Consider the following 22,390-nt stretch of genomic DNA (forward strand, 5'->3'; position numbering starts at 1 on the left):
GCGTGAACCCCGGACCGGCACTCGCTCGTGCATGACAGCCTGCATGACGCCTTTGTCGATGGCTTCGTTTCGCGCGCGGCGCAGATCAAACTGGGCGACCGGGTCGACCCGTGGCGACGCCTATGCGACCCTCACCAAGGCGTGAGTGGAGGAAATTTGAACCATGGTCGCCGCAGCCATTGCCGTCAAGGCACCAGCCTGACGCCAAGTGCTGATTCTGCGATCATGGCGAGCCGCGCGCTTCTGATGCTGCGCGGCGGCATCTGCTGTGTTGCGTCGCTGACGCGGAGAACAACCTGCCAGTAAAGCTCTGCCGCGTTTGTCCCTGCATCCGCGATGTGAAAGGACGCCATGTCCGCGAAGGTGGTCGATGAAACCGCCATTTCCCAGCAGTGGTAAGTAATCTGTATTGCCTGGATGGCGCATCATCGCGGCCTACGAGGAGAATCAGCGCTAAGTCAGAAAACGGACACGCTCCGCGCCATGGCAGCACCGCGAAGTCTTCGAACAGCCACGCCGTGCGGCTCGAGCGACTGCGCGCGCTCGAAGGCCTCACCACTCAAACAGCAAGAACAACAGGAACTGCTTACAGGTGCGTGCTGGTGAATTTCTTGTCGCGGAGATCGACGCCAAAATGGGTGGCTACGGCGTGGTCCCCTCGGAACTGGAGGGCGCGGATAGTATCCGACATCAAGCCACTATTTTCTGTATCACGTGGACGAAACAAAGCTCCTTCGAAGTTTTCTAGACTGGTATTCGAAGACCCCTCTTTTCTTCGAGCAAGTTAAGGCGCGAGGTTCAACCAACTACGCTGCGACCACAAGGCCTGCTGCCAAGGATGCGGGTTTCTTGAAAGGCGTCATTAGGCCGAAATTCTTGATCCTTGGGGGCCAGACCGCTATGGCTCGCAGGCTGGCCGAGCCGACAACGCCGCCGAGAAGGCATCCCCAAGCGCGCCTTTCAGTTCGGTGTCCTCGTCGAAGGCGCGGATGGCATCCAGCAGGTTCAGCGGCAGTTTCGGCGCGTCGGTGACGGTGTGGCCATCGGCATACATGTCGATGTCCCAGCGCCGGCCCGTTATTCGAGGATCAGACTGGCGATGGTGATCAGGCCGGCGGCACGATCTATGATGCGATCCGCTACGACGACCCGGTGCCGCTGCGGCAGGTGATCCAGCACATGATCGGCGGACGGGAGGTAGCGTCGAGCGCGTATCGCAACGCTCTGCTTGCTCCAACTATCTGGCTTCGATGTTGAGATCGTTCATGCGATATGCCCCATGGAATGGGTGTCCAGCATCAACCGGCAAAGACCCATCCGTCGCCACCTTGCAGGCCGCGCGCTTGGATTCGAATTCATGCGCGCTTTTGACCAGCCGTTGCTGCCAGATCAATCCGGCGGCCTCGGACAGCCGAAAATCCCTGGAAGGGTGGCGCAGGAAATCGACCAGGGCAATGGAACCGCGGCCGAACATGTCCGTTCAGAACGGCTGACGTCACCACCACGGCTGCGATTTTTGTGAAGATCCAACCCGAGGCGCGACGCCCTTGAGGAATCAGCGCGTAGGTCATGCCAAAGCGCACGGCATTATAGAACAGAACGATCGTGCCGGGGGTCACCGCTTTTGGGCGATGCCCACCCGGGCAACGACAGGGCGTCTTGGGGAGGATCTTGGTTTCATTTGCCCACACATGATAGGACGCGGCAGTTTCGCTATCTGGCCCGGGTGGGCCGGTCGGACTGCACGCGCGCTGGAGTATGGAAAGCGCTGCCTAACACGATGGCTTCGCCGGAGCCGTATTGTCAACTCGGTCGAGCAAGCGCCGTGCAAGCACCGGATGTGCGACGGCGTGGCGTATCATCGGGATTCTGCAGCCGATGGCTGCCCAGTCGAAAATTGCGCATTATCGTGATTATTCCCTATGGCCCATTTCGGGCCGCGTCGCTGGCTGGCGATGAACGCCTCGCAAGCCTCCCGCTGGGCGTGGAGCGATTACTCCTGGTCAGCCTTGCTTGACGATTGCCGCGATCCTAGTCCGACGACCTGGCCGGACACGCTTTCGCTTCTTCGGCGCTATGGCGCTCGATCGGGGACGGGACGCTGCTGGCACGGATCGCGGCCTCTCTCAAGGTGCTGCTGATCGGCTATGGCGTGGGTGTGGCGCTGGCGTCGGTGCTGACGATCATCGCGATCAACACCCGGCTGGGCACCGACCTGCTGGAGACGCTGACCGCGACAGCCCTGGCTTCACATCGACTGGCACGAGACATGCGTGGATTTCAGCCCGAAGGATTCAAGCCTGTGGACTTCGGGACAGGGCCGCGAATTGATCGAGCCAGGCGTTGCCTTATAAGTTGCATGACAGCCCGGAATAAAGCCTTTGTCGATGGCTTCGTTTCGCGCGCGGCGCAGATCAAAACTGGGCGTCAACCGAGTGCTGGACTCTCGGGCTACGAGACACGAGTCTCTTCCGTTCTTACAGCGGTTTCGAGTTCTGCCCGGCGGAAATGGTAGCTGCCGAACATTACCTCGGTGTTAAGGTCGCTGCCGTTCGGTGATTAACAACACGGACACGATGCCGTGGTTCGAGCGCCGGTGTCAGCCGCGGCGGCTATCATAGCTGGCCGTCTGATAAGTGCCGTTTCCAAAATCCATTCGCGTCGGGTTGCCCCAAACATCGTAGCTCACATTGGTGATGAAGCTTCCAAAGGAGGTGACGCGGTTGGCGGCATCATAATCGTAGTTGGAAGCCCAGCCCATAGTGATGGTGCTGCCCGGTGCTGCCCGGTGCGCTCGCAAGGTACGATTTCCGGCCGGAGGAACCCCGGGACACAACGCAGAAACGGCGGATATAGGTAGACCCGATCAGGCTGGCGCACGGTCGTCTCGCCCGACGGAAAGGCCTTCTCATACTCGCCGTTGATGTCGAGTATGAAGATATGCGGCTCCTGAGCAGCGCCGTCGAGTGCCTTCATCGCTTTTTGGATGAGGCTCGACACGGAATAGGATTTCCCCGAACCGGTGTTGACACGATGGATTCGAGCGGGTGGTCATGCCGTTGTCGAACTCGAGGAGCTCGAAATCCCGGAGACCGACATTCTGGGCGAGATCAAATACTTCACCGGCGCCTCGGGCCTGTTCGGCTTCGTGATGAAATCGGTCGAGCATGACGCATTGGCGCGGATGTTCGACGGGTTTTCGCTGTTCGGCATGGGGTCGAGCTGGGGCGGCTATGAAAGCCTGATCGTGCCCAGCAACCCCTCGATCTATCGCAGCGACGGAATGGAACCCCGGCGGCCAGACCGTGCGCATCCATGTCGGGCTTGAGGATCCGGCCGATCTGATCGACGAGCTTCACCCGCACTCAGCGAGAATGTCACATGGCTTGTTGGCGAGCCACTTGAACGCCGTCAAGAGGCGCCCGGAGCGCCGATCGAGTTTCGGGCAGAAGCCCGACTATCGGAACCCTGAACGGCTTCGATGTGGCCGACGACAAGATCTTTCGCGCGGCTTACACGCGTACGGCGACCGGGCGGATCGCCAGCTACGAAACCATCTTTACCTGGGACGGCGTCACATCCGATCGGGAGGGTTCGTTCGCCTTTGCCTACGACTATGCTGGCCGGCGAAGTCGTCGAATGTCGCATGCTTGCGACAGCGCGACGGCGTCAAACTGGCGGTGATCAAGATCGAAGGCCCGATTACAAATCCCTGTGGAGGATAGATAGATAACCGGCGCTCTGCGCATTGAGCTCACGACGAGCATAACCAGTACGGATCAAGTCGGTTTCGATGATGCGCTGACTGATCGTCGCCAAAGCCATAGCCCGAGGACCGAGAAGAAACGGCTTGCGGAATGCCGAGACGCACCTGAAACGACCTAATGAGGTCGCCAGACCATGTTCACGACTCGCGATCTTCTGGTGCCGATGGGTAGGCGCCAAGCGAGGCCGGAACCGTCGACCAGGGACTTCGACAGAGCCGAGGCTTTTCGGCCGGGAAAAGGCTTCAGGAAGCGCGAACAGGTGAGGCCTCGATGCAGAGCGCGCACCGCGACAGGCTCAAAGCAATGGCGAGCCGGGAAGCTTGTACAACTGCAGAAGCATCAGCTTCTTCGACTCGAGATCCAGACAGCGACCCTCGGCAACCTTTCACCGCTACGCGGCCCTGTAATGTCCAGTTCGTGATGGGCGTGAAGAACGCCATGCCCGCCGACCGCGAGGTGTTCGACTACTATATCTATACCGTCAAGCGCCTGTTCGGCGAGGACGCCCCATGGTGCGCCGCCGGGATCGGGCCGAACCAGATCGTGCTGAACGGGCGACAAGGAGACAAACGCGAGCTGTGGTGCAGAGTTCCGCATGATCGCGGCTACCATGGTTCCGGTCATCGTCCCCGGCGACGCGACGGCTGCGAAGGCGATCGACGACTTGGCATACGAAAACGTCCCGTCGGGTGCGCTGGCGCGGGCGTTGCAGGTCTATACCGTTCAGGTGCCGGCCAAGGCTCGCGACTTGCTGATCAGGAACGGCCACGCGCGCTTCCACAATGACCGGTGCGCCATCCTGTTCGCATAATCGACATCGGCCCTGCGCGCGACCGATTGATCGGCGTGATGGAATTCGCCGCATTGCGGCCCTTTGCCAGCGTCTATCGGCGCATCCTTGACGAGGCCATCGAGGTTGTGGCGCGGCCGTTGGAGCTGAACGATGAACCCGGAGCGCGGCAGGAAACCAGGTTCTGCGCATCCGCAGCCACCGGACAACGAGCATGCAGGCGGACACTGGCCTTGCTTCTGATCGAGCGCCGAAAGATGTCGCCGACATAGCAGCTCTCGGTTAAACCGAAGGCTGGTATTCTAACGGCGCTGCGGTTGGTCCGTCATATCCGTCCCCCGTCGCCGTCCCAGATCGGGTTGACGATCTCGGTGTCGAAGAAGTCTTTTTCGTTGTCGGTCACGACTATGCAGTCGTTGGCTTCGGCAACGGCAGCGATGATCGTGTCGACGGAGCTTCGAGGGCGTCCGCTGGCTTTGCCGGCGGCCATAGCCGCGACCAGATAAGGCCAGCTTTCTCGCGACCGGCAGAACCCGGCCTGCAAAAAGCATCTGCGGACCGTCCGGCACCCGTCAACCGGTTTCGAGTTCGTCACGTCGCTCGCCTGATGGCGGCTCAAGCACGCCACGGCTTTCCGGAAGTGCAATCCGATGAAAAGGTCATTGAGGCCTATCTGGGGCGGAGGGGCAGCCGTGCTGAAGCTTGACAACATCCGGGCCGGATACGCGATGTTACTGATGAGTGTTGGTTCGCGCAGATATCGGCCAATGGGTCGCCACCCATTTCCGTTTCGGCGAGGAAGTTGGCCGAGATCGGCTCCCACCCCCGCGCGGCCATCGGCGGTGCCGCCTTTCTTCGAAGGCGCACGGCGATGGTCCGGCTGACAGACGGGGGGAGGCGGTGGCTTCAGGGCGTCTTCAGCAAAGCGGCCCGCCATATCGCTGAAGGTCGCGGTCGGCATCCTGCTGACCTCGCACCTCGCGGTTCGAGATGTGGCTGGGCTGGGGGCCGGACGTCAATTTCCTGTACAACGACGCCTATCGCCCGACCCTGGTCACCTCTGACTTATTTCCAGTAATATAGCCAGAAGGTAGCGTTTTAGCAAGGTTCGGCTAGGCTGTGCGCGGCTCGCCAGCGGCTGGGTGGCACCCGCCCGCGATGCGTGTATGAAGTATGACGGACTTTCTTGACGCCGACTCGTATATCCGTGCGGTCGAAAACGGGTCTCAAGAGGCGATCGACCTCGATAGATACCGAAGCCACGCAAAAAAATTTTCAGGGTAATTTCCCTTTAAAATCAACACCGTAAGTTTTTGACGGCCTATGGGTCGGCTTTTGATGCTGCGGACAAGAAATAACACAGTTAAATCAATGATTTAACTGTGTTATAAGCAATTGAGTGGGAGTGATCCGCGGTCAGGCCGTAAGTTCGGCATCCCAGTAAAGATAGTCCATCCAGCTTTCGTGCAGGAAGTTGGGTGGAAAGCGCCGCCCGACGGCGTGCATCTCCTCGGGCGTGGGGCGGCGGGGGGCGCGGCGCAGGCGCATGCCGGAATTGCGCAGCGACTTGTTCGCCTTTTTCAGGTTGCATGGCGAGCAGGCCGCGACCACGTTTTCCCAGCTGGTGATCCCCCCGCGCGAACGCGGCACCACATGGTCAAAGGTCAACTCGCCTTTGGCACCGCAGTACTGGCAGCAGAATTCGTCCCGCAGAAAAAGATTGAAGCGCGTGAATGCCACGCGCTTCTGGGGTTTGATGAAATCCTTCAGGACGACGACCGAGGGGATGCGTATGCTTTCCCGTTGGCTTCGCACCACCTCGTCATATTCGGCGATGATCTGGACCCGGTCCAGAAACACGGCCTTGATCGCCTCTTGCCAGGGCCAAAGCGACAGCGGGTAGTAACTGAGCGGCCGGAAATCGGCGTTCAGCACCAGTGCGGGGTGGTGGCGCAGGGCCGACGGCTCGCGCACGAATTGGGTTCGAAAATCACCGTGGTCGTCCAGCATCGGCCCTCTGCCTCGTCTGCCAGGAACTGTCGGAATATCGTCAGGCCGACTATATATCGCGGCCTTCGGCTGACAAGTCCCCGAATATATGCCCCGACCGACTAACCCCGGCGCGTGACATCGGCGTGACAGGACTGGCCGCCGGGGCCGAACCGTGACAGGATCGGGGCATGGATCAGACACCGCCTCTACTGGGAACGCTGGAAAGCGCGCTTTATGCCTTGGACCTGGAGGCCGCCGCCGCCTTCTGGACCGGGATCATCGGACTGGAGGAGATCGGCCGCGCGCCAGGCCGCCACGTCTTCTTTCGCTGCGGAGCACAGGTGCTGTTGGTCTTTGACCCGACCGCGACCATCCATCCGCCCAAGCCGGATGCCCGCCTGCCGGTGCCGCCGCACGGCGCAAAGGGCCAGGGGCACTTCTGCATGGCAGCCGAGGGCGCGCATCTGGACGCATGGCGCGCGCACCTTGAAGGACATGGTATTGATATCGAGGCCGATTTCACATGGCCGCAAGGCGGGCGATCACTCTATTTCCGCGATCCGGCAGGAAACTCGATCGAGATTGCCGAGCCTGGCATATGGAGACGATGAAGTCTCGATGAAACCTGAACAACCATGTGATAATTCAGGTTTCATACCCAGACGTTGGGGCTCTCAGCGGCGGGCGCGGGCCTCGATCCGCAGCGGCTCCGGGCGCCGGGTCATGAACCATGCCGAAACCGGCAGCAGGGCACCCAAGGTCATCCAGATCAAGGCCATCGCGAAATCTCCCTAACTCTCCCTTAAGAAGTTAGGGCCTGTCTCGGCCACTTCAAGGCAAAAATCACGCCAATCGTCATGGCTGGGCGGCAAGCCGCTCTTTCAGGAAGGCCAGCGCCGCCGAAAGGCCGTCGGGCGAAATGCCGTGCGGGGTGTTTCGCATGACATGGCCATAGACGGTGAAACCGGCTTGGGACAGGGCATCGCACGCCAGTTGCATGCTTTCGAAAGGCACGACCGGGTCCTGGTCGCCATGCAGCAGCAGGACGGGCGGCTTGACCCTTGCCTCGGCCGCCAGCGTCTCGGGGGACAGCAGGCGGCCGGAAAAGCCCACGACGCCCGCGATTTCGGCGTCGCGGCGGGGGGCCACGGCCAGCGCCATCATGGTGCCCTGCGAAAAGCCCACCAGCGCCAGCCGGTCGGGCGCGATCCCCTCATCCGCCAATACCTTGTCGAGGAAGGCATTCAGGTCGTCGAAGGATTGCGCCATCGAGGCGCGGGCCTGCTCTTCGGACGAGCCATCCATCCAGGGGATCGGAAACCACTGATAGCCCATGGGATTGTTCGCGCAGGGCTCGGGCGCGTCGGGGGCGTAAAAGGCGGTGCCGGGCAGATGCGGCGCCAGGGGATCGGCCAGCCCCAGCAGGTCGGCGCCGTCCGCGCCATAGCCGTGCAGAAAGACCACGACCGAACCGGCCTTGGCCGGACCCTTGCGTTTCGATGTCAATGCGCGCGTCATCTGACCCCCTCGCGTCCCTTTGCGACGTGGTAATAGGCCCAGAGCGCACGCGCCGCAACCGCGCGCCAGGGACGCCACGGCTCGGCCAGCGCGATCAGCGCGGCCGGCCCGGGCCGTTCGGGCAGGCGGTAAAGCAGGCGCGCCGACTCGGCCAGCGCAAGGTCGCCGGCAGCAAAGACGTCGGGGCGGCCAAGCGCGAATTTGAGGTAGATCTCGGCGGTCCAGCGGCCGATCCCGGGCAATGCGGTCAGCGTCGCGATGGCCTGATCGTCGGGCAGATCGCGCAGCGCGGCCCAGTCGACCCGAGCCTCGGCGATGCCGCGCAGGTAGCGCGCCTTGGGGCGCGACAGGCCGGCGGCGCGCAGCGCATCGTCATCTGCCGCGCGGATCGCGGCCTCGTCCGACAGCCCGGCGGCGGCCAGGCGCGCTAGGATCGCGCCCGCTGCCTGCGTCGATATCTGCTGCGAGACCACCGCGTCGCGGATCGAGGGGAAGCCTTCCTCCCACCGGCGCAGCGGCAGCGGGCCGAGTTCCGGCAGCACCCGCGCCCAGACCGGACAGACCCGCGCCAGATGGGCCGCGCCCATGGCCAGGTCCGCCGCGTCGCGGATCATTCGTCCAGGCCCATATCGCCGGTCAGCTTGGCTTCCTCTTTCAGCCGCGTCTCGAAGGCCATCGAGATGTGGCGGCGCAGCGCCGCCTCGGCCCGGGCCTCGTCACGGGCGGCGATCGCGTCCACGATGTCCTGATGTTCGGCCAGGCTGACCGCGTCGCGCCCCTTGGCCGCCAGCGTGGTGCGCGCCATCAGCGCCATGCTGCGATGCACCAGGTCCAGTTGCTGGACCAGATAGCGGTTGTGCGACGCCAGGTGGACCAGCCGGTGAAAGCGCCGGTTGGCGCGCGACAGCGCCTGTGGATCGCCCAGGATCTTGTGGTCGTCCTCGACCATGCCCCCCAGCACGCGGATCTCCTCGGGGGTGGCATGGCGGGCGGCCAGGCGGGCGGCCAGCGCCTCAAGCTCGGCGCGCACGGTGTAAAGCTCGGCCAGCTGGTTGTGGACCAGCGTGGCGACGATCAGGCTGCGCCCGTCGCGCTTGAGCATGGCTTGCGTTTCCAGCCGCTGCAACGCCTCGCGCACCGGGGTGCGGGACACGCCGAAGCGGTCGGCCAGTTCGGATTCGACCAGCCGGTCTCCGGGGCGATAGGTGCCGTTGTCGATGGCGGACAGGATCAGGGAATAGGCGTCTTTCATGGCCGCACGATCCGCCGTCGGGGGCGGGATTGCAAGCGCCCTGCGTCGGGATTAGGCAGGGGCATGGATTTGCGGCATGTGACCACCTGGATCTTCGATCTGGACAATACGCTTTACGCGCCCGAGATGCGGCTGTTCGACCAGATCGAGCGCCGCATGACCGCCTATGTCATGCGCGAATTGCGGGTGGATCGGGCGACGGCGGACCGGCTGCGCAGCCATTACTGGCGCGAACATGGCACCACCCTTTCGGGCCTGATGGCCGAGCATGGCATCGACCCGATGGCCTATCTGCGCGAAGTCCACGACATCGACTTTTCCGGGCTTTCGCCCGACCCCGAGCTTGCAGCTCTGATCGCGGCTCTGCCCGGGCGCAAGATCGTGCACACCAACGGCGACGTCGCCTATGCGGGCCGCGTGCTGGAACGGCGCGGCCTGACGGGTTTCGACGAAATCCACGGCATCGACTCGCTTGGCTTTCATCCCAAGCCCGACCCGCGCGCTTATGCCGCAGTCATGGCGGCTTCGGGTTTCCAGCCCGGCGCGGCGGCCATGTTCGAGGATGACCCCCGGAACCTTTCCGTACCTCATGCCCTTGGAATGACGACGATTCTTGTTGGACCGGGACGCCTCGGGCCGGACCTTCTGGCGTCCGGTCACGACCATGGGCCGCATGTCCACCATCACACGGCGGACCTTGCGGCGTTCCTGCGCACTCTTGCCGGGGCCGACGCCTGTGCCCAGAATGGCATATCCCTCCCAGCATAGGAGATAAGATCATGGCCCATGCCGCCACCAATGACGAAAACCGCACCGCCGCCCGCCTGCTGCTGTTCGTGGCCGTCCTGCTTCTCGTGACCGTGGCCGCCACCCTGGTCTGGGGCCTTGCCGGTCTGACCACCGTGGCGCTGATCGCGACGGTCGTCGTCTTTGGCCTGCTGACCGCCTATGCCGCGGGCTTCTGAGCTGCTGGACGTCGAGTCCTGGTCTCGGGCGGGGGGATCGCCGGGCTGATCGCCGCCGCGGCCTTCGGTGCCGGGGGACACACGGTCCTGTGCGTGGATCCCGCGTCCCCCTTGACCGAGGAAGGCGCCCAGGGCTCGGACCTGCGCAGCACGGCATTCCTGAACCCGTCGGTGCCGGTCCTGGCCGCTGCCGGCCTGTGGGACCAGCTGGCCCCGCATGCGACGCCCCTGCAGATCATGCGGATCATCGACGCAGGCGGGGATCAGCCCCAGGCTCGGCTGGTGCGCGACTTCGACGCGGCCGAAATCTCGGACCAGCCCTTCGGCTGGAACCTGCCGAACTGGCTGCTGAAGCGGGAAATCTCGGGCCGGCTCGCCAGCCTGCAGAACGTCCGCTTCCGGCCCGGCACCGGCACCGCCGCCCTGCTGGCCCGCGAGGCCGAGGCGATCGCCACCCTGTCCGATGGCAGCCGCGTGCGCGCGAAACTGGTGGTCGGCGCGGACGGGCGCGATTCGCCGGTGCGCCAGGCCTTGGGGATCGGCACGCGAACCCTGCGCTACGGCCAAAGGGCGCTGGCCTTCGCCGTGACCCACCCCCAGCCCCATCAGAACGTCTCGACCGAGATCCACCGCTGGGGCGGCCCCTTTACCCTGGTTCCCCTGCCCGACCGCGACGGCAAGCCCTCCTCGGCGGTCGTCTGGATGGAGCGCGGGCCCGAGATCGCCCGCCTGCGCGCCCTGCCCGCCGAGGCGTTCGAACGCGAACTGAATCGCCGCTCGGCCGGCATCCTGGGCCACCTGACCCAGGCCACGCGGCTGACCGAATGGCCGATCATCAGCCAGATCGCCGACCGCTTCACCGGCCCCCGCACCGCGCTGATCGCCGAGGCTGCCCATGTCGTCCCGCCCATCGGCGCCCAGGGCTTGAACATGAGCCTGGCCGACCTCGCGGCGCTGCTCGACCTTTCCGGCGACCGCCCGGGCGAGGCGGCCGGGCTTGAAACCTACAACCGCCGCCGCCGCCCCGAGGCGCTGGCCCGGCTGATGGGAATCGACGCGCTCAATCGCGCCAGCATGATCTCGGCCCGGCCGCTTCGCGACCTGCGCGCTGCGGCCCTGGGCGGCCTTTACGCCGCCTCGCCGGTCCGCAAGCTGCTGATGCGGGCCGGCTTGGGCATGACCTGACAGGTCTTCCTTGTTGTTCAAATACCCAAGGCCGGCCGCGCCACCCGCGCTGCCGGCCCCTATGGCATCCGGCCGCGCAATCTGCCACACAGCCGGCATGGCCAAACCCACCACCGCCTTCACCTGCACCGCCTGCGGCGCCAGCCATCGCAAATGGTCGGGCCGCTGCGACGCCTGCGGCGCCTGGAACACCATCGTCGAGGAAGCGCCCCTGTCCCAGGGGCCGGGCCGAGGCCTGGGCACGCTCAAGGGCAAGACGATGCGACTTTCCGTGGCTCTGCGTCACAGGACCGGCCGTCGCCGTGCGCGAGTAGGGCGATCGCCGGCTTCGCCGCGTTGCCGGGCGGCGGCCTGGTGCCCGGCTCGGCCATCCTGGTCGGCGGCGATCCCGGCATCGGCAAGTCGACGCTGCTCTTGCAGGCGGCCAGCGCCTTTGCCCGCTCGGGCCAGAGCGCCATCTACATCTCGGGCGAGGAGGCCAGCGCCCAGGTCCGCATGCGGGCGCAACGCCTGGGCCTCGGCGATGCGCCGGTGCGGCTGGGGGCGGAAACGGCGCTGCGCGACATCCTGACGACGCTCGATGCCGAACGCCCCGATGTGGCGGTGATCGACTCGATCCAGACCCTCTGGTCGGATCAGATCGAGGCCGCGCCCGGTTCCGTCAGCCAGGTCCGCGCCACCGCGCATGAACTGACCACCTTTGCCAAGCGGCGCGGCACCTCGGTCATCCTGGTCGGCCATGTCACCAAGGAAGGCCAGATTGCCGGCCCGCGCGTGGTCGAACACATGGTCGATACCGTGCTCTATTTCGAAGGCGAGCGCGGCCACCAGTTCCGCATCCTGCGCGCCCACAAGAACCGCTTCGGCCCCGCCGACGAGATCGGCGTCTTCGAGATGACCGGCGGTGGGCTGGCCGAGGTCGCGAACCCTTCGGCCCTGTTCCTGTCCGAACGCGGCGAACCCTCGCCCGGCTCGGCGGTCTTCGCCGGGATCGAGGGCACGCGCCCGGTGCTGACCGAGGTGCAGGCCCTGGTCGCCCCCTCGACGCTGGCCAGCCCCCGCCGGACGGTGGTTGGGCTTGATTCGGGCCGCGTCTCGACGATCCTTGCCGTGCTCGAGGCGCGCTGCGCCATCCCCTTTGCCGGGCTCGACGTTTTCCTGAACGTCGCCGGGGGCATGCGGGTCAACGAACCCGCCGCCGACCTGGCCATCGCCGCCGCCCTTCTCAGCGCGCGCGAGGATACGGCCCTGCCGGCCGACTGCGCCATTTTCGGCGAAATCAGCCTGTCGGGCGCGCTGCGTCCGGTCGCGCAGGCGGAAAACAGGTTGAAAGAGGCGCAGAAACTTGGTTTTTCACGGGCAATCCTGCCTGCGGCCACCAAGGTCGAGGGCCTTGCCGGAATGCGGATCGACCGCGTGCCGGATCTGACAAGCTTCGTGGGCGAGACATTCGGTGCCGGGTGAACTCGTCCCCAAACGCGGGCAAAGCCGCGAAAGGGCGTGACAATGGACGGTTTCACCATCATCGACGGCATCGTGGCCGCCGTGATCATCCTCTCGGCGATCCTGGCCTATGCGCGCGGATTCGTGCGCGAATCGCTGGCGATCCTGGGCTGGATCGGCGCGGCGATCATGGCGTTCATCTTTGCGCCCACGGTCCGGCCGATGGTCGCGCAGATCCCCAGGCTGAACAAGTTCCTGGGCGACAGTTGCGAGCTTGCCACCATCGCCGCCTTCGCGGCGGTCTTTGCGCTGGCGCTGGTGGTGTTCTCGATCATCACGCCGCTGTTCTCCTCGGTCGTGCAGCGTTCGGCGCTGGGGGGCGTGGACCAGGGCATCGGCTTCCTGTTCGGGGTTGCGCGCGGCATCCTTCTGGTCGCGGTGGCCTTCATCGTCTACGACCGGGTGATGGCGACCCAGCCCGTCGCCATGGTCGAGAACTCGCGCTCGGCCCAGGTTTTCGCGGCGATGCGGGGGCAGATGGACAGCCAGATCCCGCAGGATGCCCCGGGCTGGGTGGTGTCGCGCTATGAACAACTGGTCCATGGCTGCGCCGTGACCCAGCCGGTCGACGCGGCCACCCCCACACCGGCCGCGCCCGCGAACTAGGCGTCCCGCGGGGCTTCGTGACCCATTCGTGACATTAATTGCGCCTCGTTTCCCTGCCGAGGCGTGACTTCGCCCGCGCAAGCCCCTATGTTGTCGGCGACAGCGCCACATATGAGCCCTCCTCCTTAGCCCCATGAGCCGGTGATGATGCAGCCATTCCTTGCCCATCCCTTCGATTCCGACCGCCTGCACGAAGAATGCGGCGTGTTCGGTGCAATCGGTGTCGCGGATGCGGCCAACTTCGTCGCCCTTGGCCTGCACGCCCTGCAGCATCGTGGGCAAGAGGCCGGCGGCATCGTCGCCCATGATGCCGAACAGGGCTTCAACAGCGCCCATCGGTTCGGCTATGTCCGCGACAACTTCACCAAGCAAAGCCTGATGGAGACGCTGCCCGGATCGCTCGCCATCGGGCATGTGCGCTATTCGACCGCCGGCACCAAGGCCGCCACCGCGATCCGCGACGTGCAACCGTTCTTCGGCGAATTCGCGATGGGCGGCTGCGCCATCGCGCACAACGGCAACATCACCAACGCCATGGCGCTGCGGCGTGAACTGATCGAGCGCGGCTCGATCTTCCAGTCCAGTTCCGACAGCGAATGCATCATCCACCTGATGGCGCGTTCCATCCAGCGCAACATCCCCGAGCGAATGAAGGACGCGCTGCGCCGGGTCGAAGGCGCCTTCAGCGTCATCGCCATGACCCGCACCAAGCTGATCGGCGTGCGCGACCCCCTGGGCGTGCGCCCCTTGGTCCTGGGCCGCATCGGCGAGGATGGCTTCGTGCTCGCCTCGGAAACCTGCGCACTCGACATCATCGGCGCCGAATTCCTGCGCGAGATCGAGCCGGGCGAGATGGTCGTCATCTCCAAGGGCGAGATCGAAAGCTCGCGGCCCTTCGGCCCGTCCAAGGGCCGCTTCTGCATCTTCGAACATGTCTACTTCTCGCGTCCCGACTCGATCATCGGTGGCCGCTCGGTCTATGAAACCCGGCGCCAGATCGGCGTGGAACTGGCACGCGAGGCCCCGGTCGAGGCCGACCTGGTCTGCCCCGTGCCCGACAGCGGCACCCCGGCCGCCATCGGCTACGCCCACGAAAGCGGCATCCCCTATGGCATGGGGATCATCCGCAACCAGTACATGGGCCGCACCTTCATCGAACCGACCGAACAGATCCGCAACATGGGCGTGCGGCTCAAGCTGAACGTGAACCGCGCGCTGGTCGCGGGCAAGCGCGTCGTCCTGGTCGACGATTCGGTGGTGCGCGGCACCACCTCGCGCAAGATCAAGGACATGATCCTGGACGCCGGCGCGGCCGAGGTGCATTTCCGCATCGCCAGCCCGCCCACGGCCTGGCCCTGCTTCTACGGCGTCGACACGCCCGACCGCGACAAGCTGCTGGCCGCCCAGATGACCGAGGAAGAGATGCGCGAATGGATCGGGGTCGACAGCCTCGCCTTCGTCTCGCTCGACGGTCTTTATCGCGCGGTGGGCGAGGTCAAGGGCCGCGACAAGTCCTGCCCGCAATATTGCGACGCCTGCTTCTCGGGGGAATACCCGGTCGCGCCCTTCGACCAGCTGGAACGCGGCTTCCGCATGAAGCCCGAGTACGAGGCGCAGGCCATCACGGGCCACGCGGCCGAATAGGAAAAGGGGGCTTCGCGCCCCCTTCGTTTTCACCGTTTTCCAAATACCCATGCCAAGGCCGCCACCTGCGCGGCCTTCGTCATGCGGCGCCCAGCGTCACCATGCCCTGCTGACCCAGCGCAAAGCGGCGCAGCACTTCGGGGTAAAGCCGATGCTCCTGCTCAAGAACCCGCGCCGCCAGGCTGCCCGCCGTATCGCCGGGCAGGACGGGAACGCGGGCCTGCCCCAGGATGGGCCCGGCGTCCAGGTCCGCCGTGACCAGATGCACCGTCGCCCCCGCCTCGGCGTCGCCCGCGTCGATGGCGCGCTGATGGGTGTGCAGCCCCGGATATTTCGGCAGCAGCGAGGGATGGATGTTCAGCATCCGCCCCTCGAACCGCCGCACGAAATCAGCGGTCAGGATGCGCATGAAGCCCGCAAGGCACAGGATGTCGGGCTGGGCCCTCAGCAATGGCTCAAGCAACCCGGCCTCGAAAGCAGTGCGGTCGCCCTTGTAGGCCCGGTGATCGACCGCAAAGGTCGGCACGCCCAGGGCCTCGGCCCGCGCCAGCCCCCCGGCGCCCGGATCGTTCGAGCCGACCAGCACGGCCCGCGCGGGATGGTCGCCGGTCATCGAGGAGACCAGCCTGACCATGTTCGAACCGCCGCCCGAAATCAGGATGGCGACGCGCTTCACCGCAGGCTGCCGGAATAACGCACGCCCTCGCCTGCGGCCACATGGCCCAGGCGGTGGACCGTCTCGCCCTCGTCCGCCAGCAGCGCCTGCAAGGCGTCGGCGCGGTCAGCGGCCACGGCCAGGATCATGCCGATGCCCGAGTTGAAGGTCTTGAGCATCTCGGCCTCGGCGATGCCGCCGGCCTCGGCCAGCCAGGCAAAGACCGGCGGCAGGGCAAAGCGTGTCAGGTCGATCTCGGCCCCAAGACCCTTGGGCAGGACGCGGGGCAGGTTCTCGGTGATGCCGCCGCCGGTGATATGGGCGGCTGCGTGGACCCCGCCTGCGCGGATCGCGGCCAGGACCGGGCGGACATAAAGGCGCGTCGGAACCAGCAGCGCCTGGCCCAGGGACCCCTGGCCGAAGGGTGCCGGCGAATCCCAGCCCAGGCCGGCGTGCTCGGCCACCTTGCGCACCAGCGAGAAGCCGTTGGAATGCACCCCGTCCGAGGCAAGGCCCAGCAGCACGTCGCCTTCGGCCACGCCGGCGGGCAGCGCGGTGCCCCGCTCCATCGCGCCGACCGCAAAGCCCGCCAGGTCGAAATCGCCCTTGCCGTACATGCCCGGCATCTCGGCCGTCTCGCCCCCGATCAGGGCGCAGCCCGACAGCCGGCACCCCTCGGCGATGCCATTGATGACGCGCGTGGCCTCATCGACGGACAGCTTTCCGGTCGCGAAATAGTCCAGGAAGAACAGCGGTTCCGCCCCCTGGCAGACCAGGTCGTTCACGCACATGGCAACCAGGTCGATGCCCAGCCCGTCCAGTTCGCCCGTGTCGATGCCGATGCGCAGCTTGGTGCCGACCCCGTCGGTCGCGGCGACCAGAACCGGGTCCTGAAAGCCCGCAGCGCGCGGGTCGAACAGCGCGCCGAAGCCGCCCAGCCCCTCCATCACGCCCGGACGCCGGGTCGCGGCGGCGGCGGGCTTGATGCGCTCGACCAGCGCATTGCCCGCGTCGATATCCACCCCGGCCTCGGCATAGGACAGGCCATTCTCGCGCTCGGTCATCTCGGGTCCCCTTGTGCTTTGCGCCCCGATAGCGCAGGCGGGCGCGGCAGGCAATGTTTCCTATGGCTTTGCCTCAGTCCCCCGCCCCGACCCCTGCCCCGGTCCCAGGCCCAGCGACAGCTCGCGCCCGGCGGCGACCACGGCCCCCGTGATCTCGGCCAGCCGGTCGTCGCTCATCCGGTGGACGGGCCCGGACACCGAAATGCCGGCGGCGGCCTCTCCGGCCAGGTCGAAGATCGGGGCCGCGATGCAGCGCATGCCCAGCGTCCGCTCCTCATTGTCCAGCGAATAGCCGCGCGCGCGGTTCGCCTCTTCCTCGGCCAGTTGCTCCGCCACGGCCTTCGGAAGCTTGGCGAGTGGGCGGTCAGCGAAATAGTCCTCCACCCGCTGCAGCCACAATTCCTGCGTGGCCGAGCTGGGCCAGAAGCGCCTTGCCGATGCCCGATGCATGCAGCGGCGAACGCGTGCCCGGCGGGAAGAAGGCACGGATCGTCTCGTGCGTCTCGGCTTGGGACAGGAACAGGACGGCGTCGCCGTTCAGGATGCCCAGGTTCGCCGTCTCGCCGGTGGTTTCCATCAGGCGCCGCAACACGGGCCGCGCGCGTTCGACCAGCCCCGAGCGGCGCATGAAGGCCGAGCCATGCCGAAAGGCGGTCGGTCCGACATGCCAGGCCTGGCTGCTGGCATCCTGCTCCGCCACCCCCCGCGCCGCCAGCGTGACCAGCACCCGGTGCACGGTCGAGGGCGCCATCTGCAAGCGCTGACCGATCTCGGTCAGGGTCAGGCCGTTCCCGGCGGCGATGGCATCCAGGATGTCCAGCGCCCGGTCCAGCGCCCGGATGCCGCCGCTGTCCCCGCTGTCGCCGGCCCGCCCGCGCGGGCGGCCCTTCTTGCGCAGTTCCGTCATTCGTCACCCCCTCTTTCGACAGATATAAGGAATGGTTGAAAATTGCCTTGCGCAATTGGAAAAGGACAAATCATTGGCATAAATGGGAAATACACCGTTTTTCCGCGATTGCGAAATATTTTTCAGAAATTACAGCATATTTCGCCTGCATGGACCGTACACGGCAGGATGTGTTCCGCCAAGCGAAGGAGGTATTGCCATGACCAGTCAGAACCCGATCTTCATTCCCGGCCCCACCAACATCCCCGAGGAGATGCGCAAGGCCGTCGACATGCCCACCATCGACCACCGCTCGCCGGTGTTCGGCCGCATGCTGCACCCGGCGCTAGAAGGGGTGAAGAAGGTCCTCAAGACCACGCAGGCCCAGGTCTTCCTGTTCCCCTCGACGGGCACGGGCGGCTGGGAAACCGCCATCACCAACACGCTGTCGCCCGGCGACAAGGTGCTGGCGGCCCGCAACGGCATGTTCAGCCACCGCTGGATCGACATGTGCCAGCGCCACGGGCTGGACGTGCAATTCGTCGAGACCCCCTGGGGCGAAGGCATCCCCGCGGATCGGTTCGAGGAAATCCTGACCGCCGACAAGGCGCATGACATCAAGGTCGTCCTGGCCACGCATAACGAGACCGCGACCGGCGTCAAATCCGACATCGCCGCCGTCCGCCGGGCGCTGGACGCAGCCGGCCACCCGGCGCTGCTGATCGTCGACGGCGTCAGCTCCATCGGCTCGATCGATTTCCGCTTTGACGAATGGGGCGTCGACGTTGCCGTGTCCGGCTCGCAGAAGGGCCTGATGCTGCCGCCGGGCCTGGCCATCGTCGGCTTCTCGCCCAAGGCAATGGAGGCGGTCGAAACGGCAAAGCTGCCGCGCACCTTCTTCGACATCCGCGACATGGCGACCGGCTATGCCCGCAACGGCTATCCCTATACGCCGCCGGTCGGCCTGATCAACGGGCTGAACGTCGCCTGCGAACGGCTGCTGAAGGAGGGGCTTGATAACGTCTTTGCCCGCCATCAGCGCCATGGCGCCGCCACCCGCGCCGCCGTGCGGGCCTGGGGGATGAAGCTCTGCGCCGTGCGGCCCGCGCTGTATTCCGACAGCGTCAGCGCCATCCGCGTGCCCGAAGGGTTCGACGCGAACCTGATCGTCAGCCATGCGCTGGAAACCTATGACATGGCTCGGCACCGGCCTGGGCGAAGTCGCGGGCAAGGTGTTCCGCATCGGCCACCTGGGCGATATCAACGCCTGACCCTGTCGGGCATCGCCACGGCGCGAGATGGTGATGGCCGACCTGGGGCTGCCGCATCAAGCTGGGCTCGGCGTCGCCGCCGCGCAGGGACATTACCGCCAGTCCATCCTGCCGCGTAAGACCGGGCACCCATTCTGGAGAGATGAAGGACGCCATGGATATCCCGACGTACCAGGACATGCTGGACGCGCATGAGCGCATCAAGCCGCATATTCGGCGCACGCCGATCCGCACCTCGGACTACCTGAACGAGCTTGCCGGCGCGCAGCTGTTCTTCAAATGCGAGAACTTCCAGGAGCCGGGGGCCTTCAAGGTGCGCGGCGCCGCCAACGCGGTATTTGGGCTTTCGGACGAACAGGCGGCCAGGGGCGTGGCGACGCACAGTTCGGGCAACCATGCGTCCTGCCTCAGCTACGCGGCCATGCTGCGCGGCATTCCCTGCAACGTGGTCATGCCGCGCACCGCGCCGCAGGCCAAGAAGGACACCGTGCGCCGCTATGGCGGGGTGATCACCGAATGCGAGCCCTCGACCTCGTCGCGGGAGGCAACCTTTGCCGAGGTGCAGGCGCGCACGGGGGGCGATTTCGTCCACCCCTACAACGACCCGCGCGTGATCGCGGGCCAGGGCACCTGCGCCAAGGAACTGATCGAGCAGGTCGACGGGCTGGATGCGGTCGTGGCGCCGATCGGCGGCGGCGGCATGATTTCGGGCACCTGCCTGACGCTTTCGACGCTGGCGCCCGAGGTCAAGGTCATCGCGGCCGAGCCCGAGCAGGCCGACGACGCCTATCGCAGCTTCAAGGCCGGCCACATCATCGCCGACGATGCCCCGAAGACCGTCGCCGACGGCCTCCTGGTGCCCTTGAAGGACCTGACCTGGCATTTCGTGAAAAACCACGTCAGCGAAATCTATACCGCCTCGGACGCCGAGATCGTCGATGCGATGAAGCTGATCTGGAAGCACCTGCGCATCGTGATGGAGCCCAGCAGCGCGGTGCCGCTGGCCACCATCCTGAAGAACCCCGAAGCCTTTGCCGGCCAGCGCGTCGGCATCATCGTCACCGGCGGCAATGTCGATCTCGACAAGCTGCCCTGGATCTGAGGAGACCCCCCATGAACGCGAAAGCGGATTTTGCCGGTTTTGAAGTCGGCTATGACATCCCCGCCCTGCCCGGCATGGACGAGGATGAGATCCAGACGCCTTGCCTGATCCTCGACCTCGACGCGCTCGAGCGCAACATCAGGAAGATGGGCGACTATGCCAAGGCGCATAACATGCGCCACCGCAGCCACGGCAAGATGCACAAGTCTGTCGACGTGCAGAAGCTGCAGGAAAGTCTTGGCGGCGCCGTCGGCGTCTGCTGCCAGAAGGTCAGCGAGGCCGAGGTCTTTGCCCGCGGCGGCATCAAGGACGTGCTGGTCACGAACGAGGTCCGCGACCCGGCCAAGATCGACCGGCTGGCGCGAATGCCGAAGCTGGGCGCGACGGTGACGGTCTGCGTCGATGACGTGGCCAACATCGCCGACCTGTCGGCGGCGGCGCAAAAGCACGGCACCAATCTGGGCGTCTTCGTGGAAATCGACTGCGGCGCCGGCCGCTGCGGCGTCAAGACCGCGGCCGAGGTGGTCGAGATCGCAAAGGCCGCCGCTGCCGCCCCGAACCTGACCTTCAAGGGTATTCAGGCCTATCAGGGCGCCATGCAGCACATCGACAGCTACGAGGAGCGCAAGGCCAAGCTCGATGCCGCCATTGCCCAGGTCAAGGAGGCGGTCGAGGCGCTCGAGGCCGAGGGCCTGACCCCCGAATTCGTCTCGGGCGGCGGCACGGGTTCCTATTACTTCGAATCGAACTCGAATGTTTACAACGAACTGCAGTGCGGCTCCTATGCCTTCATGGATGCCGATTACGGGCGCATTCACGACAAGGACGGAAAGCGCATCGACCAGGGCGAATGGGAAAACGCGCTATTCATCCTGACCTCGGTCATGAGCCACGCCAAGCCTCACCTGGCGGTGGTGGACGCGGGCCTCAAGGCGCAGTCGGTCGATTCCGGCCTGCCCTTCGTCTATGGCCGCGACGATGTGAAATACATCAAGTGCAGCGACGAGCACGGCGTGGTCCAGGACGACAACGGCGTCTTGAAGGTCAATGACAAGCTGCGGCTGGTGCCCGGCCATTGCGACCCGACCTGCAACGTCCACGACTGGTATGTCGGCGTCCGGAACGGCAAGGTCGAGACGGTCTGGCCGGTCTCGGCCCGCGGAAAGGCCTATTGATGCTGGTCGTCGCGGAAAAGGAGATCGGGGGTCTGATGACCCCCGACGCGGCCTTCGAGGCCATCGAGGCGGTGTTTGCCGCCATGGACGCGGGCAAGGCCTACAATTTCCCGGTGGTGCGCGAGGCCATCGGGCATGAGGACGCGCTTTACGGCTTCAAGGGCGGGTTCGACGCCTCGGCCCTGACGCTGGGGCTCAAGGCCGGGGGCTACTGGCCGAACAACCAGAAACACAACCTGATCAACCACCAGTCGACGATCTTCCTGTTCGACGCCGATACGGGACGCGTGGCGGCGGCGGTCGGCGGCAACCTGCTGACGGCGCTGCGCACGGCCGCCGCCTCGGCCGTGTCGATCAAGTATCTGGCCCCCAAGGGCGCCAAGGTGCTGGGCATGATCGGCGCGGGCCATCAGTCGGCCTTCCAGATGCGGGCCGCTGCGCGCGTCCATGCCTTTGAAAAGGTCATCGGCTGGAACCCGCACCCCGAGATGCTGACACGCCTGGCCGAGACCGCGGCCGAACTGGGCCTGCCCTTCGAGGCCGTGGACCTGGACCGGCTGGGCGCCGAGGCCGACGTGATCGTCTCGATCACCTCGTCCTTCTCGCCGCTCCTGATGAACGAACACGTCCGGGGCGAGACCCATATCGCCGCCATGGGCACCGACACCAAGGGCAAGCAGGAGCTCGACCCCGCCCTGGTCGCGCGCGCGAAGATTTACACCGACGAGGTGGCGCAGGCGGTCTCGATCGGCGAATGCCAGCACGCGGTGGTCCAGGGCCTCGTCGAGGCGACCGCGATCACCCGCCTGGGCGCGGCGGTGAACGGCACCGACCCCGGCCGTGACGGCGCCGAGATCACCCTCTTCGACGGCACCGGCGTTGGCCTCCAGGACCTCGCCGTCGCTGCAAAGGCCGTCCAACTCGCCCAAGCCAAGGGCATCGCCCAGACGGTCGAGATCTGACCGGACAGGACGGACGCGCCGGCCCGGCAATCACGCCGGGCCGTCCAGAAAGG

Annotated in this window: 27 protein-coding genes and 5 pseudogenes; 20 read left to right on the plus strand and 12 right to left on the minus strand. The window is 65.6% G+C overall.

The features are described from left to right. Positions 1–27: 27 nt before the first annotated feature. Positions 28–306, plus strand: a complete 279-nt coding sequence (locus tag DPM13_RS17845) for a hypothetical protein (protein WP_112888532.1) — start codon at positions 28–30, stop codon at positions 304–306. Between the two features lie 622 nt (positions 307–928). Here the strand turns inward: DPM13_RS17845 and DPM13_RS17850 are convergent. Then, positions 929–1,075, minus strand: a pseudogene (locus tag DPM13_RS17850) (type III glutamate--ammonia ligase); the annotation flags it as partial. Positions 1,076–1,237: 162 nt separating this feature from the next. Beyond that, positions 1,238–1,474, minus strand: a complete 237-nt coding sequence (locus tag DPM13_RS17855; RefSeq protein ID WP_112888533.1) for a hypothetical protein — start codon at positions 1,472–1,474, stop codon at positions 1,238–1,240. 657 nt (positions 1,475–2,131) lie between these two features. Between DPM13_RS17855 and DPM13_RS20125 the strand changes: the two genes are divergently transcribed. Beyond that, positions 2,132–2,515 (plus strand): hypothetical protein, encoded by a 384-nt coding sequence (locus DPM13_RS20125; RefSeq protein WP_145963460.1) that lies wholly within the window; start codon positions 2,132–2,134, stop codon positions 2,513–2,515. An 84-nt stretch (positions 2,516–2,599) separates the two neighbouring features. Here the strand turns inward: DPM13_RS20125 and DPM13_RS21540 are convergent, their stop codons facing one another. Then, the gene (locus DPM13_RS21540) at positions 2,600–2,761 is read right to left on the minus strand and encodes a hypothetical protein (RefSeq protein ID WP_189654771.1); all 162 of its coding nucleotides are present in this window, start codon (positions 2,759–2,761) and stop codon (positions 2,600–2,602) included. Further along, a complete protein-coding gene (locus DPM13_RS27485; protein WP_397245036.1) occupies positions 2,686–2,976 on the minus strand; it encodes a hypothetical protein in 291 nt (96 codons plus the stop codon). Before DPM13_RS27485 ends, DPM13_RS21540 begins: the two co-directional genes overlap by 76 nt. A gap of 49 nt (positions 2,977–3,025) precedes the next feature. On the opposite strand from DPM13_RS27485, the gene DPM13_RS17865 reads away from it, so the two are divergent. The 5 genes and pseudogenes from DPM13_RS17865 to DPM13_RS17875 all read left to right on the plus strand — a co-directional run bounded on the left by DPM13_RS17865 (position 3,026) and on the right by DPM13_RS17875 (position 4,829). After that, positions 3,026–3,328, plus strand: coding sequence for a hypothetical protein (locus DPM13_RS17865; protein ID WP_223252150.1), 303 nt, complete (start codon positions 3,026–3,028; stop codon positions 3,326–3,328). 155 nt (positions 3,329–3,483) lie between these two features. After that, the gene (locus DPM13_RS21545; RefSeq protein WP_189654966.1) at positions 3,484–3,684 is read left to right on the plus strand and encodes a hypothetical protein; all 201 of its coding nucleotides are present in this window, start codon (positions 3,484–3,486) and stop codon (positions 3,682–3,684) included. 491 nt (positions 3,685–4,175) lie between these two features. Beyond that, positions 4,176–4,319, plus strand: a pseudogene (locus DPM13_RS17870) (3-keto-5-aminohexanoate cleavage protein); the annotation flags it as partial. Positions 4,320–4,362: 43 nt separating this feature from the next. Beyond that, complete coding sequence (locus DPM13_RS21550) at positions 4,363–4,578, plus strand: hypothetical protein (protein WP_189654967.1); 216 nt, start codon at positions 4,363–4,365, stop codon at positions 4,576–4,578. A gap of 38 nt (positions 4,579–4,616) precedes the next feature. Continuing rightward, positions 4,617–4,829, plus strand: a complete 213-nt coding sequence (locus DPM13_RS17875) for a hypothetical protein (protein WP_189654772.1) — start codon at positions 4,617–4,619, stop codon at positions 4,827–4,829. A 53-nt stretch (positions 4,830–4,882) separates the two neighbouring features. On the opposite strand, the gene DPM13_RS27490 is transcribed toward DPM13_RS17875, so the two are convergent. Continuing rightward, positions 4,883–5,047 carry a PIN domain-containing protein gene (locus tag DPM13_RS27490; protein WP_145963461.1) on the minus strand — a complete coding sequence of 55 codons (165 nt, stop codon included), beginning with the start codon at positions 5,045–5,047 and terminating at the stop codon, positions 4,883–4,885. A gap of 117 nt (positions 5,048–5,164) precedes the next feature. On the opposite strand from DPM13_RS27490, the gene DPM13_RS27495 reads away from it, so the two are divergent. After that, complete coding sequence (locus DPM13_RS27495) at positions 5,165–5,263, plus strand: ABC transporter ATP-binding protein C-terminal domain-containing protein (protein ID WP_223252151.1); 99 nt, start codon at positions 5,165–5,167, stop codon at positions 5,261–5,263. A 710-nt stretch (positions 5,264–5,973) separates the two neighbouring features. On the opposite strand, the gene DPM13_RS17890 is transcribed toward DPM13_RS27495, so the two are convergent. Beyond that, positions 5,974–6,567, minus strand: coding sequence for an HNH endonuclease (locus DPM13_RS17890; RefSeq protein WP_080622542.1), 594 nt, complete (start codon positions 6,565–6,567; stop codon positions 5,974–5,976). Positions 6,568–6,737: 170 nt separating this feature from the next. Between DPM13_RS17890 and DPM13_RS17895 the strand changes: the two genes are divergently transcribed. Further along, the gene (locus tag DPM13_RS17895; protein ID WP_112888537.1) at positions 6,738–7,160 is read left to right on the plus strand and encodes a VOC family protein; all 423 of its coding nucleotides are present in this window, start codon (positions 6,738–6,740) and stop codon (positions 7,158–7,160) included. A 244-nt stretch (positions 7,161–7,404) separates the two neighbouring features. On the opposite strand, the gene DPM13_RS17900 is transcribed toward DPM13_RS17895, so the two are convergent. From DPM13_RS17900 to DPM13_RS17910, 3 genes are read right to left on the minus strand one after another with little or no spacing between them, the layout of a single operon-like run. After that, a complete protein-coding gene (locus tag DPM13_RS17900) occupies positions 7,405–8,067 on the minus strand; it encodes an alpha/beta hydrolase (RefSeq protein WP_112888538.1) in 663 nt (220 codons plus the stop codon). Then, positions 8,064–8,681, minus strand: coding sequence for a DNA-3-methyladenine glycosylase family protein (locus DPM13_RS17905; protein WP_112888539.1), 618 nt, complete (start codon positions 8,679–8,681; stop codon positions 8,064–8,066). The genes DPM13_RS17900 and DPM13_RS17905 overlap by 4 nt, the downstream gene beginning before the upstream one ends. Beyond that, entirely contained in the window at positions 8,678–9,319 is a 642-nt protein-coding gene (locus tag DPM13_RS17910) for a GntR family transcriptional regulator (protein ID WP_112888540.1), read from the minus strand. The genes DPM13_RS17905 and DPM13_RS17910 overlap by 4 nt, the downstream gene beginning before the upstream one ends. A 63-nt stretch (positions 9,320–9,382) precedes the next feature. Between DPM13_RS17910 and DPM13_RS17915 the strand changes: the two genes are divergently transcribed. The 7 genes and pseudogenes from DPM13_RS17915 to purF all read left to right on the plus strand — a co-directional run bounded on the left by DPM13_RS17915 (position 9,383) and on the right by purF (position 15,222). Then, entirely contained in the window at positions 9,383–10,087 is a 705-nt protein-coding gene (locus DPM13_RS17915) for a pyrimidine 5'-nucleotidase (protein WP_112888541.1), read from the plus strand. Positions 10,088–10,098: 11 nt separating this feature from the next. Beyond that, positions 10,099–10,284, plus strand: a complete 186-nt coding sequence (locus tag DPM13_RS17920) for a hypothetical protein (protein ID WP_036762410.1) — start codon at positions 10,099–10,101, stop codon at positions 10,282–10,284. An 18-nt stretch (positions 10,285–10,302) separates the two neighbouring features. After that, positions 10,303–11,469: a UbiH/UbiF family hydroxylase gene (locus tag DPM13_RS17925; RefSeq protein WP_112888542.1), complete on the plus strand. Its 1,167-nt coding sequence runs from the start codon at positions 10,303–10,305 to the stop codon at positions 11,467–11,469. A gap of 97 nt (positions 11,470–11,566) precedes the next feature. Continuing rightward, positions 11,567–11,632 (plus strand): annotated as a pseudogene (locus DPM13_RS27500) (hypothetical protein); the annotation flags it as partial. A gap of 173 nt (positions 11,633–11,805) precedes the next feature. After that, positions 11,806–12,933 carry a DNA repair protein RadA gene (gene radA / locus DPM13_RS17930; RefSeq protein WP_397245047.1) on the plus strand — a complete coding sequence of 376 codons (1,128 nt, stop codon included), beginning with the start codon at positions 11,806–11,808 and terminating at the stop codon, positions 12,931–12,933. Positions 12,934–12,975: 42 nt separating this feature from the next. Next, the gene (locus tag DPM13_RS17935; protein ID WP_112888543.1) at positions 12,976–13,578 is read left to right on the plus strand and encodes a CvpA family protein; all 603 of its coding nucleotides are present in this window, start codon (positions 12,976–12,978) and stop codon (positions 13,576–13,578) included. Positions 13,579–13,725: 147 nt separating this feature from the next. Beyond that, positions 13,726–15,222 carry an amidophosphoribosyltransferase gene (purF, locus tag DPM13_RS17940; RefSeq protein WP_112888812.1) on the plus strand — a complete coding sequence of 499 codons (1,497 nt, stop codon included), beginning with the start codon at positions 13,726–13,728 and terminating at the stop codon, positions 15,220–15,222. 79 nt (positions 15,223–15,301) lie between these two features. Here purF and purN read toward each other — a convergent pair whose 3' ends face one another. The 3 genes and pseudogenes from purN to bhcR all read right to left on the minus strand — a co-directional run bounded on the left by purN (position 15,302) and on the right by bhcR (position 17,848). Continuing rightward, the gene (gene purN / locus DPM13_RS17945; protein WP_112888544.1) at positions 15,302–15,898 is read right to left on the minus strand and encodes a phosphoribosylglycinamide formyltransferase; all 597 of its coding nucleotides are present in this window, start codon (positions 15,896–15,898) and stop codon (positions 15,302–15,304) included. Continuing rightward, the gene (gene purM, locus DPM13_RS17950) at positions 15,895–16,941 is read right to left on the minus strand and encodes a phosphoribosylformylglycinamidine cyclo-ligase (RefSeq protein WP_112888545.1); all 1,047 of its coding nucleotides are present in this window, start codon (positions 16,939–16,941) and stop codon (positions 15,895–15,897) included. The genes purN and purM overlap by 4 nt, the downstream gene beginning before the upstream one ends. Positions 16,942–17,001: 60 nt before the next feature. After that, a pseudogene (gene bhcR, locus DPM13_RS27505) lies at positions 17,002–17,848 on the minus strand (HTH-type transcriptional regulator BhcR). 199 nt (positions 17,849–18,047) lie between these two features. Here bhcR and bhcA point away from each other — a divergent pair. From bhcA to bhcD, 4 genes and pseudogenes are all read left to right on the plus strand, one after another. Beyond that, a pseudogene (gene bhcA, locus DPM13_RS17960) lies at positions 18,048–19,203 on the plus strand (L-aspartate--glyoxylate aminotransferase BhcA); the annotation flags it as partial. A gap of 37 nt (positions 19,204–19,240) precedes the next feature. Next, positions 19,241–20,200: a beta-hydroxyaspartate dehydratase BhcB gene (gene bhcB, locus DPM13_RS17965; protein ID WP_028719066.1), complete on the plus strand. Its 960-nt coding sequence runs from the start codon at positions 19,241–19,243 to the stop codon at positions 20,198–20,200. An 11-nt stretch (positions 20,201–20,211) separates the two neighbouring features. Continuing rightward, positions 20,212–21,375, plus strand: a complete 1,164-nt coding sequence (gene bhcC / locus DPM13_RS17970; protein ID WP_112888546.1) for a 3-hydroxy-D-aspartate aldolase BhcC — start codon at positions 20,212–20,214, stop codon at positions 21,373–21,375. Then, positions 21,375–22,337 carry an iminosuccinate reductase BhcD gene (gene bhcD / locus DPM13_RS17975; protein WP_112888547.1) on the plus strand — a complete coding sequence of 321 codons (963 nt, stop codon included), beginning with the start codon at positions 21,375–21,377 and terminating at the stop codon, positions 22,335–22,337. Before bhcC ends, bhcD begins: the two co-directional genes overlap by 1 nt. The last annotated feature ends 53 nt before the right edge of the window (positions 22,338–22,390 follow it).

Origin of the sequence: Paracoccus mutanolyticus (assembly GCF_003285265.1) — a bacterium.
Lineage (GTDB): Bacteria > Pseudomonadota > Alphaproteobacteria > Rhodobacterales > Rhodobacteraceae > Paracoccus > Paracoccus yeei.

What these genes read in the sequence shown, in the direction of transcription:
- DPM13_RS17855 (WP_112888533.1), bottom strand. Translation starts at nt 1,474, where the DNA reads ATGTTCGGCCGCGGTTCCATTGCCCTGGTCGATTTCCTGCGCCACCCT.
- DPM13_RS21540 (WP_189654771.1), bottom strand. Translation starts at nt 2,761, where the DNA reads ATGGGCTGGGCTTCCAACTACGATTATGATGCCGCCAACCGCGTCACC.
- DPM13_RS27485 (WP_397245036.1), bottom strand. Translation starts at nt 2,976, where the DNA reads ATGAAGGCACTCGACGGCGCTGCTCAGGAGCCGCATATCTTCATACTC.
- DPM13_RS21550 (WP_189654967.1), top strand. Translation starts at nt 4,363, where the DNA reads ATGATCGCGGCTACCATGGTTCCGGTCATCGTCCCCGGCGACGCGACG.
- DPM13_RS17875 (WP_189654772.1), top strand. Translation starts at nt 4,617, where the DNA reads ATGGAATTCGCCGCATTGCGGCCCTTTGCCAGCGTCTATCGGCGCATC.
- DPM13_RS27490 (WP_145963461.1), bottom strand. Translation starts at nt 5,047, where the DNA reads ATGGCCGCCGGCAAAGCCAGCGGACGCCCTCGAAGCTCCGTCGACACG.
- DPM13_RS27495 (WP_223252151.1), top strand. Translation starts at nt 5,165, where the DNA reads ATGGCGGCTCAAGCACGCCACGGCTTTCCGGAAGTGCAATCCGATGAA.
- DPM13_RS17890 (WP_080622542.1), bottom strand. Translation starts at nt 6,567, where the DNA reads ATGCTGGACGACCACGGTGATTTTCGAACCCAATTCGTGCGCGAGCCG.
- DPM13_RS17895 (WP_112888537.1), top strand. Translation starts at nt 6,738, where the DNA reads ATGGATCAGACACCGCCTCTACTGGGAACGCTGGAAAGCGCGCTTTAT.
- DPM13_RS17900 (WP_112888538.1), bottom strand. Translation starts at nt 8,067, where the DNA reads ATGACGCGCGCATTGACATCGAAACGCAAGGGTCCGGCCAAGGCCGGT.
- DPM13_RS17905 (WP_112888539.1), bottom strand. Translation starts at nt 8,681, where the DNA reads ATGATCCGCGACGCGGCGGACCTGGCCATGGGCGCGGCCCATCTGGCG.
- DPM13_RS17910 (WP_112888540.1), bottom strand. Translation starts at nt 9,319, where the DNA reads ATGAAAGACGCCTATTCCCTGATCCTGTCCGCCATCGACAACGGCACC.
- DPM13_RS17915 (WP_112888541.1), top strand. Translation starts at nt 9,383, where the DNA reads ATGGATTTGCGGCATGTGACCACCTGGATCTTCGATCTGGACAATACG.
- DPM13_RS17920 (WP_036762410.1), top strand. Translation starts at nt 10,099, where the DNA reads ATGGCCCATGCCGCCACCAATGACGAAAACCGCACCGCCGCCCGCCTG.
- DPM13_RS17935 (WP_112888543.1), top strand. Translation starts at nt 12,976, where the DNA reads ATGGACGGTTTCACCATCATCGACGGCATCGTGGCCGCCGTGATCATC.
- purF (WP_112888812.1), top strand. Translation starts at nt 13,726, where the DNA reads ATGCAGCCATTCCTTGCCCATCCCTTCGATTCCGACCGCCTGCACGAA.
- purM (WP_112888545.1), bottom strand. Translation starts at nt 16,941, where the DNA reads ATGACCGAGCGCGAGAATGGCCTGTCCTATGCCGAGGCCGGGGTGGAT.
- bhcB (WP_028719066.1), top strand. Translation starts at nt 19,241, where the DNA reads ATGAAGGACGCCATGGATATCCCGACGTACCAGGACATGCTGGACGCG.
- bhcC (WP_112888546.1), top strand. Translation starts at nt 20,212, where the DNA reads ATGAACGCGAAAGCGGATTTTGCCGGTTTTGAAGTCGGCTATGACATC.
- bhcD (WP_112888547.1), top strand. Translation starts at nt 21,375, where the DNA reads ATGCTGGTCGTCGCGGAAAAGGAGATCGGGGGTCTGATGACCCCCGAC.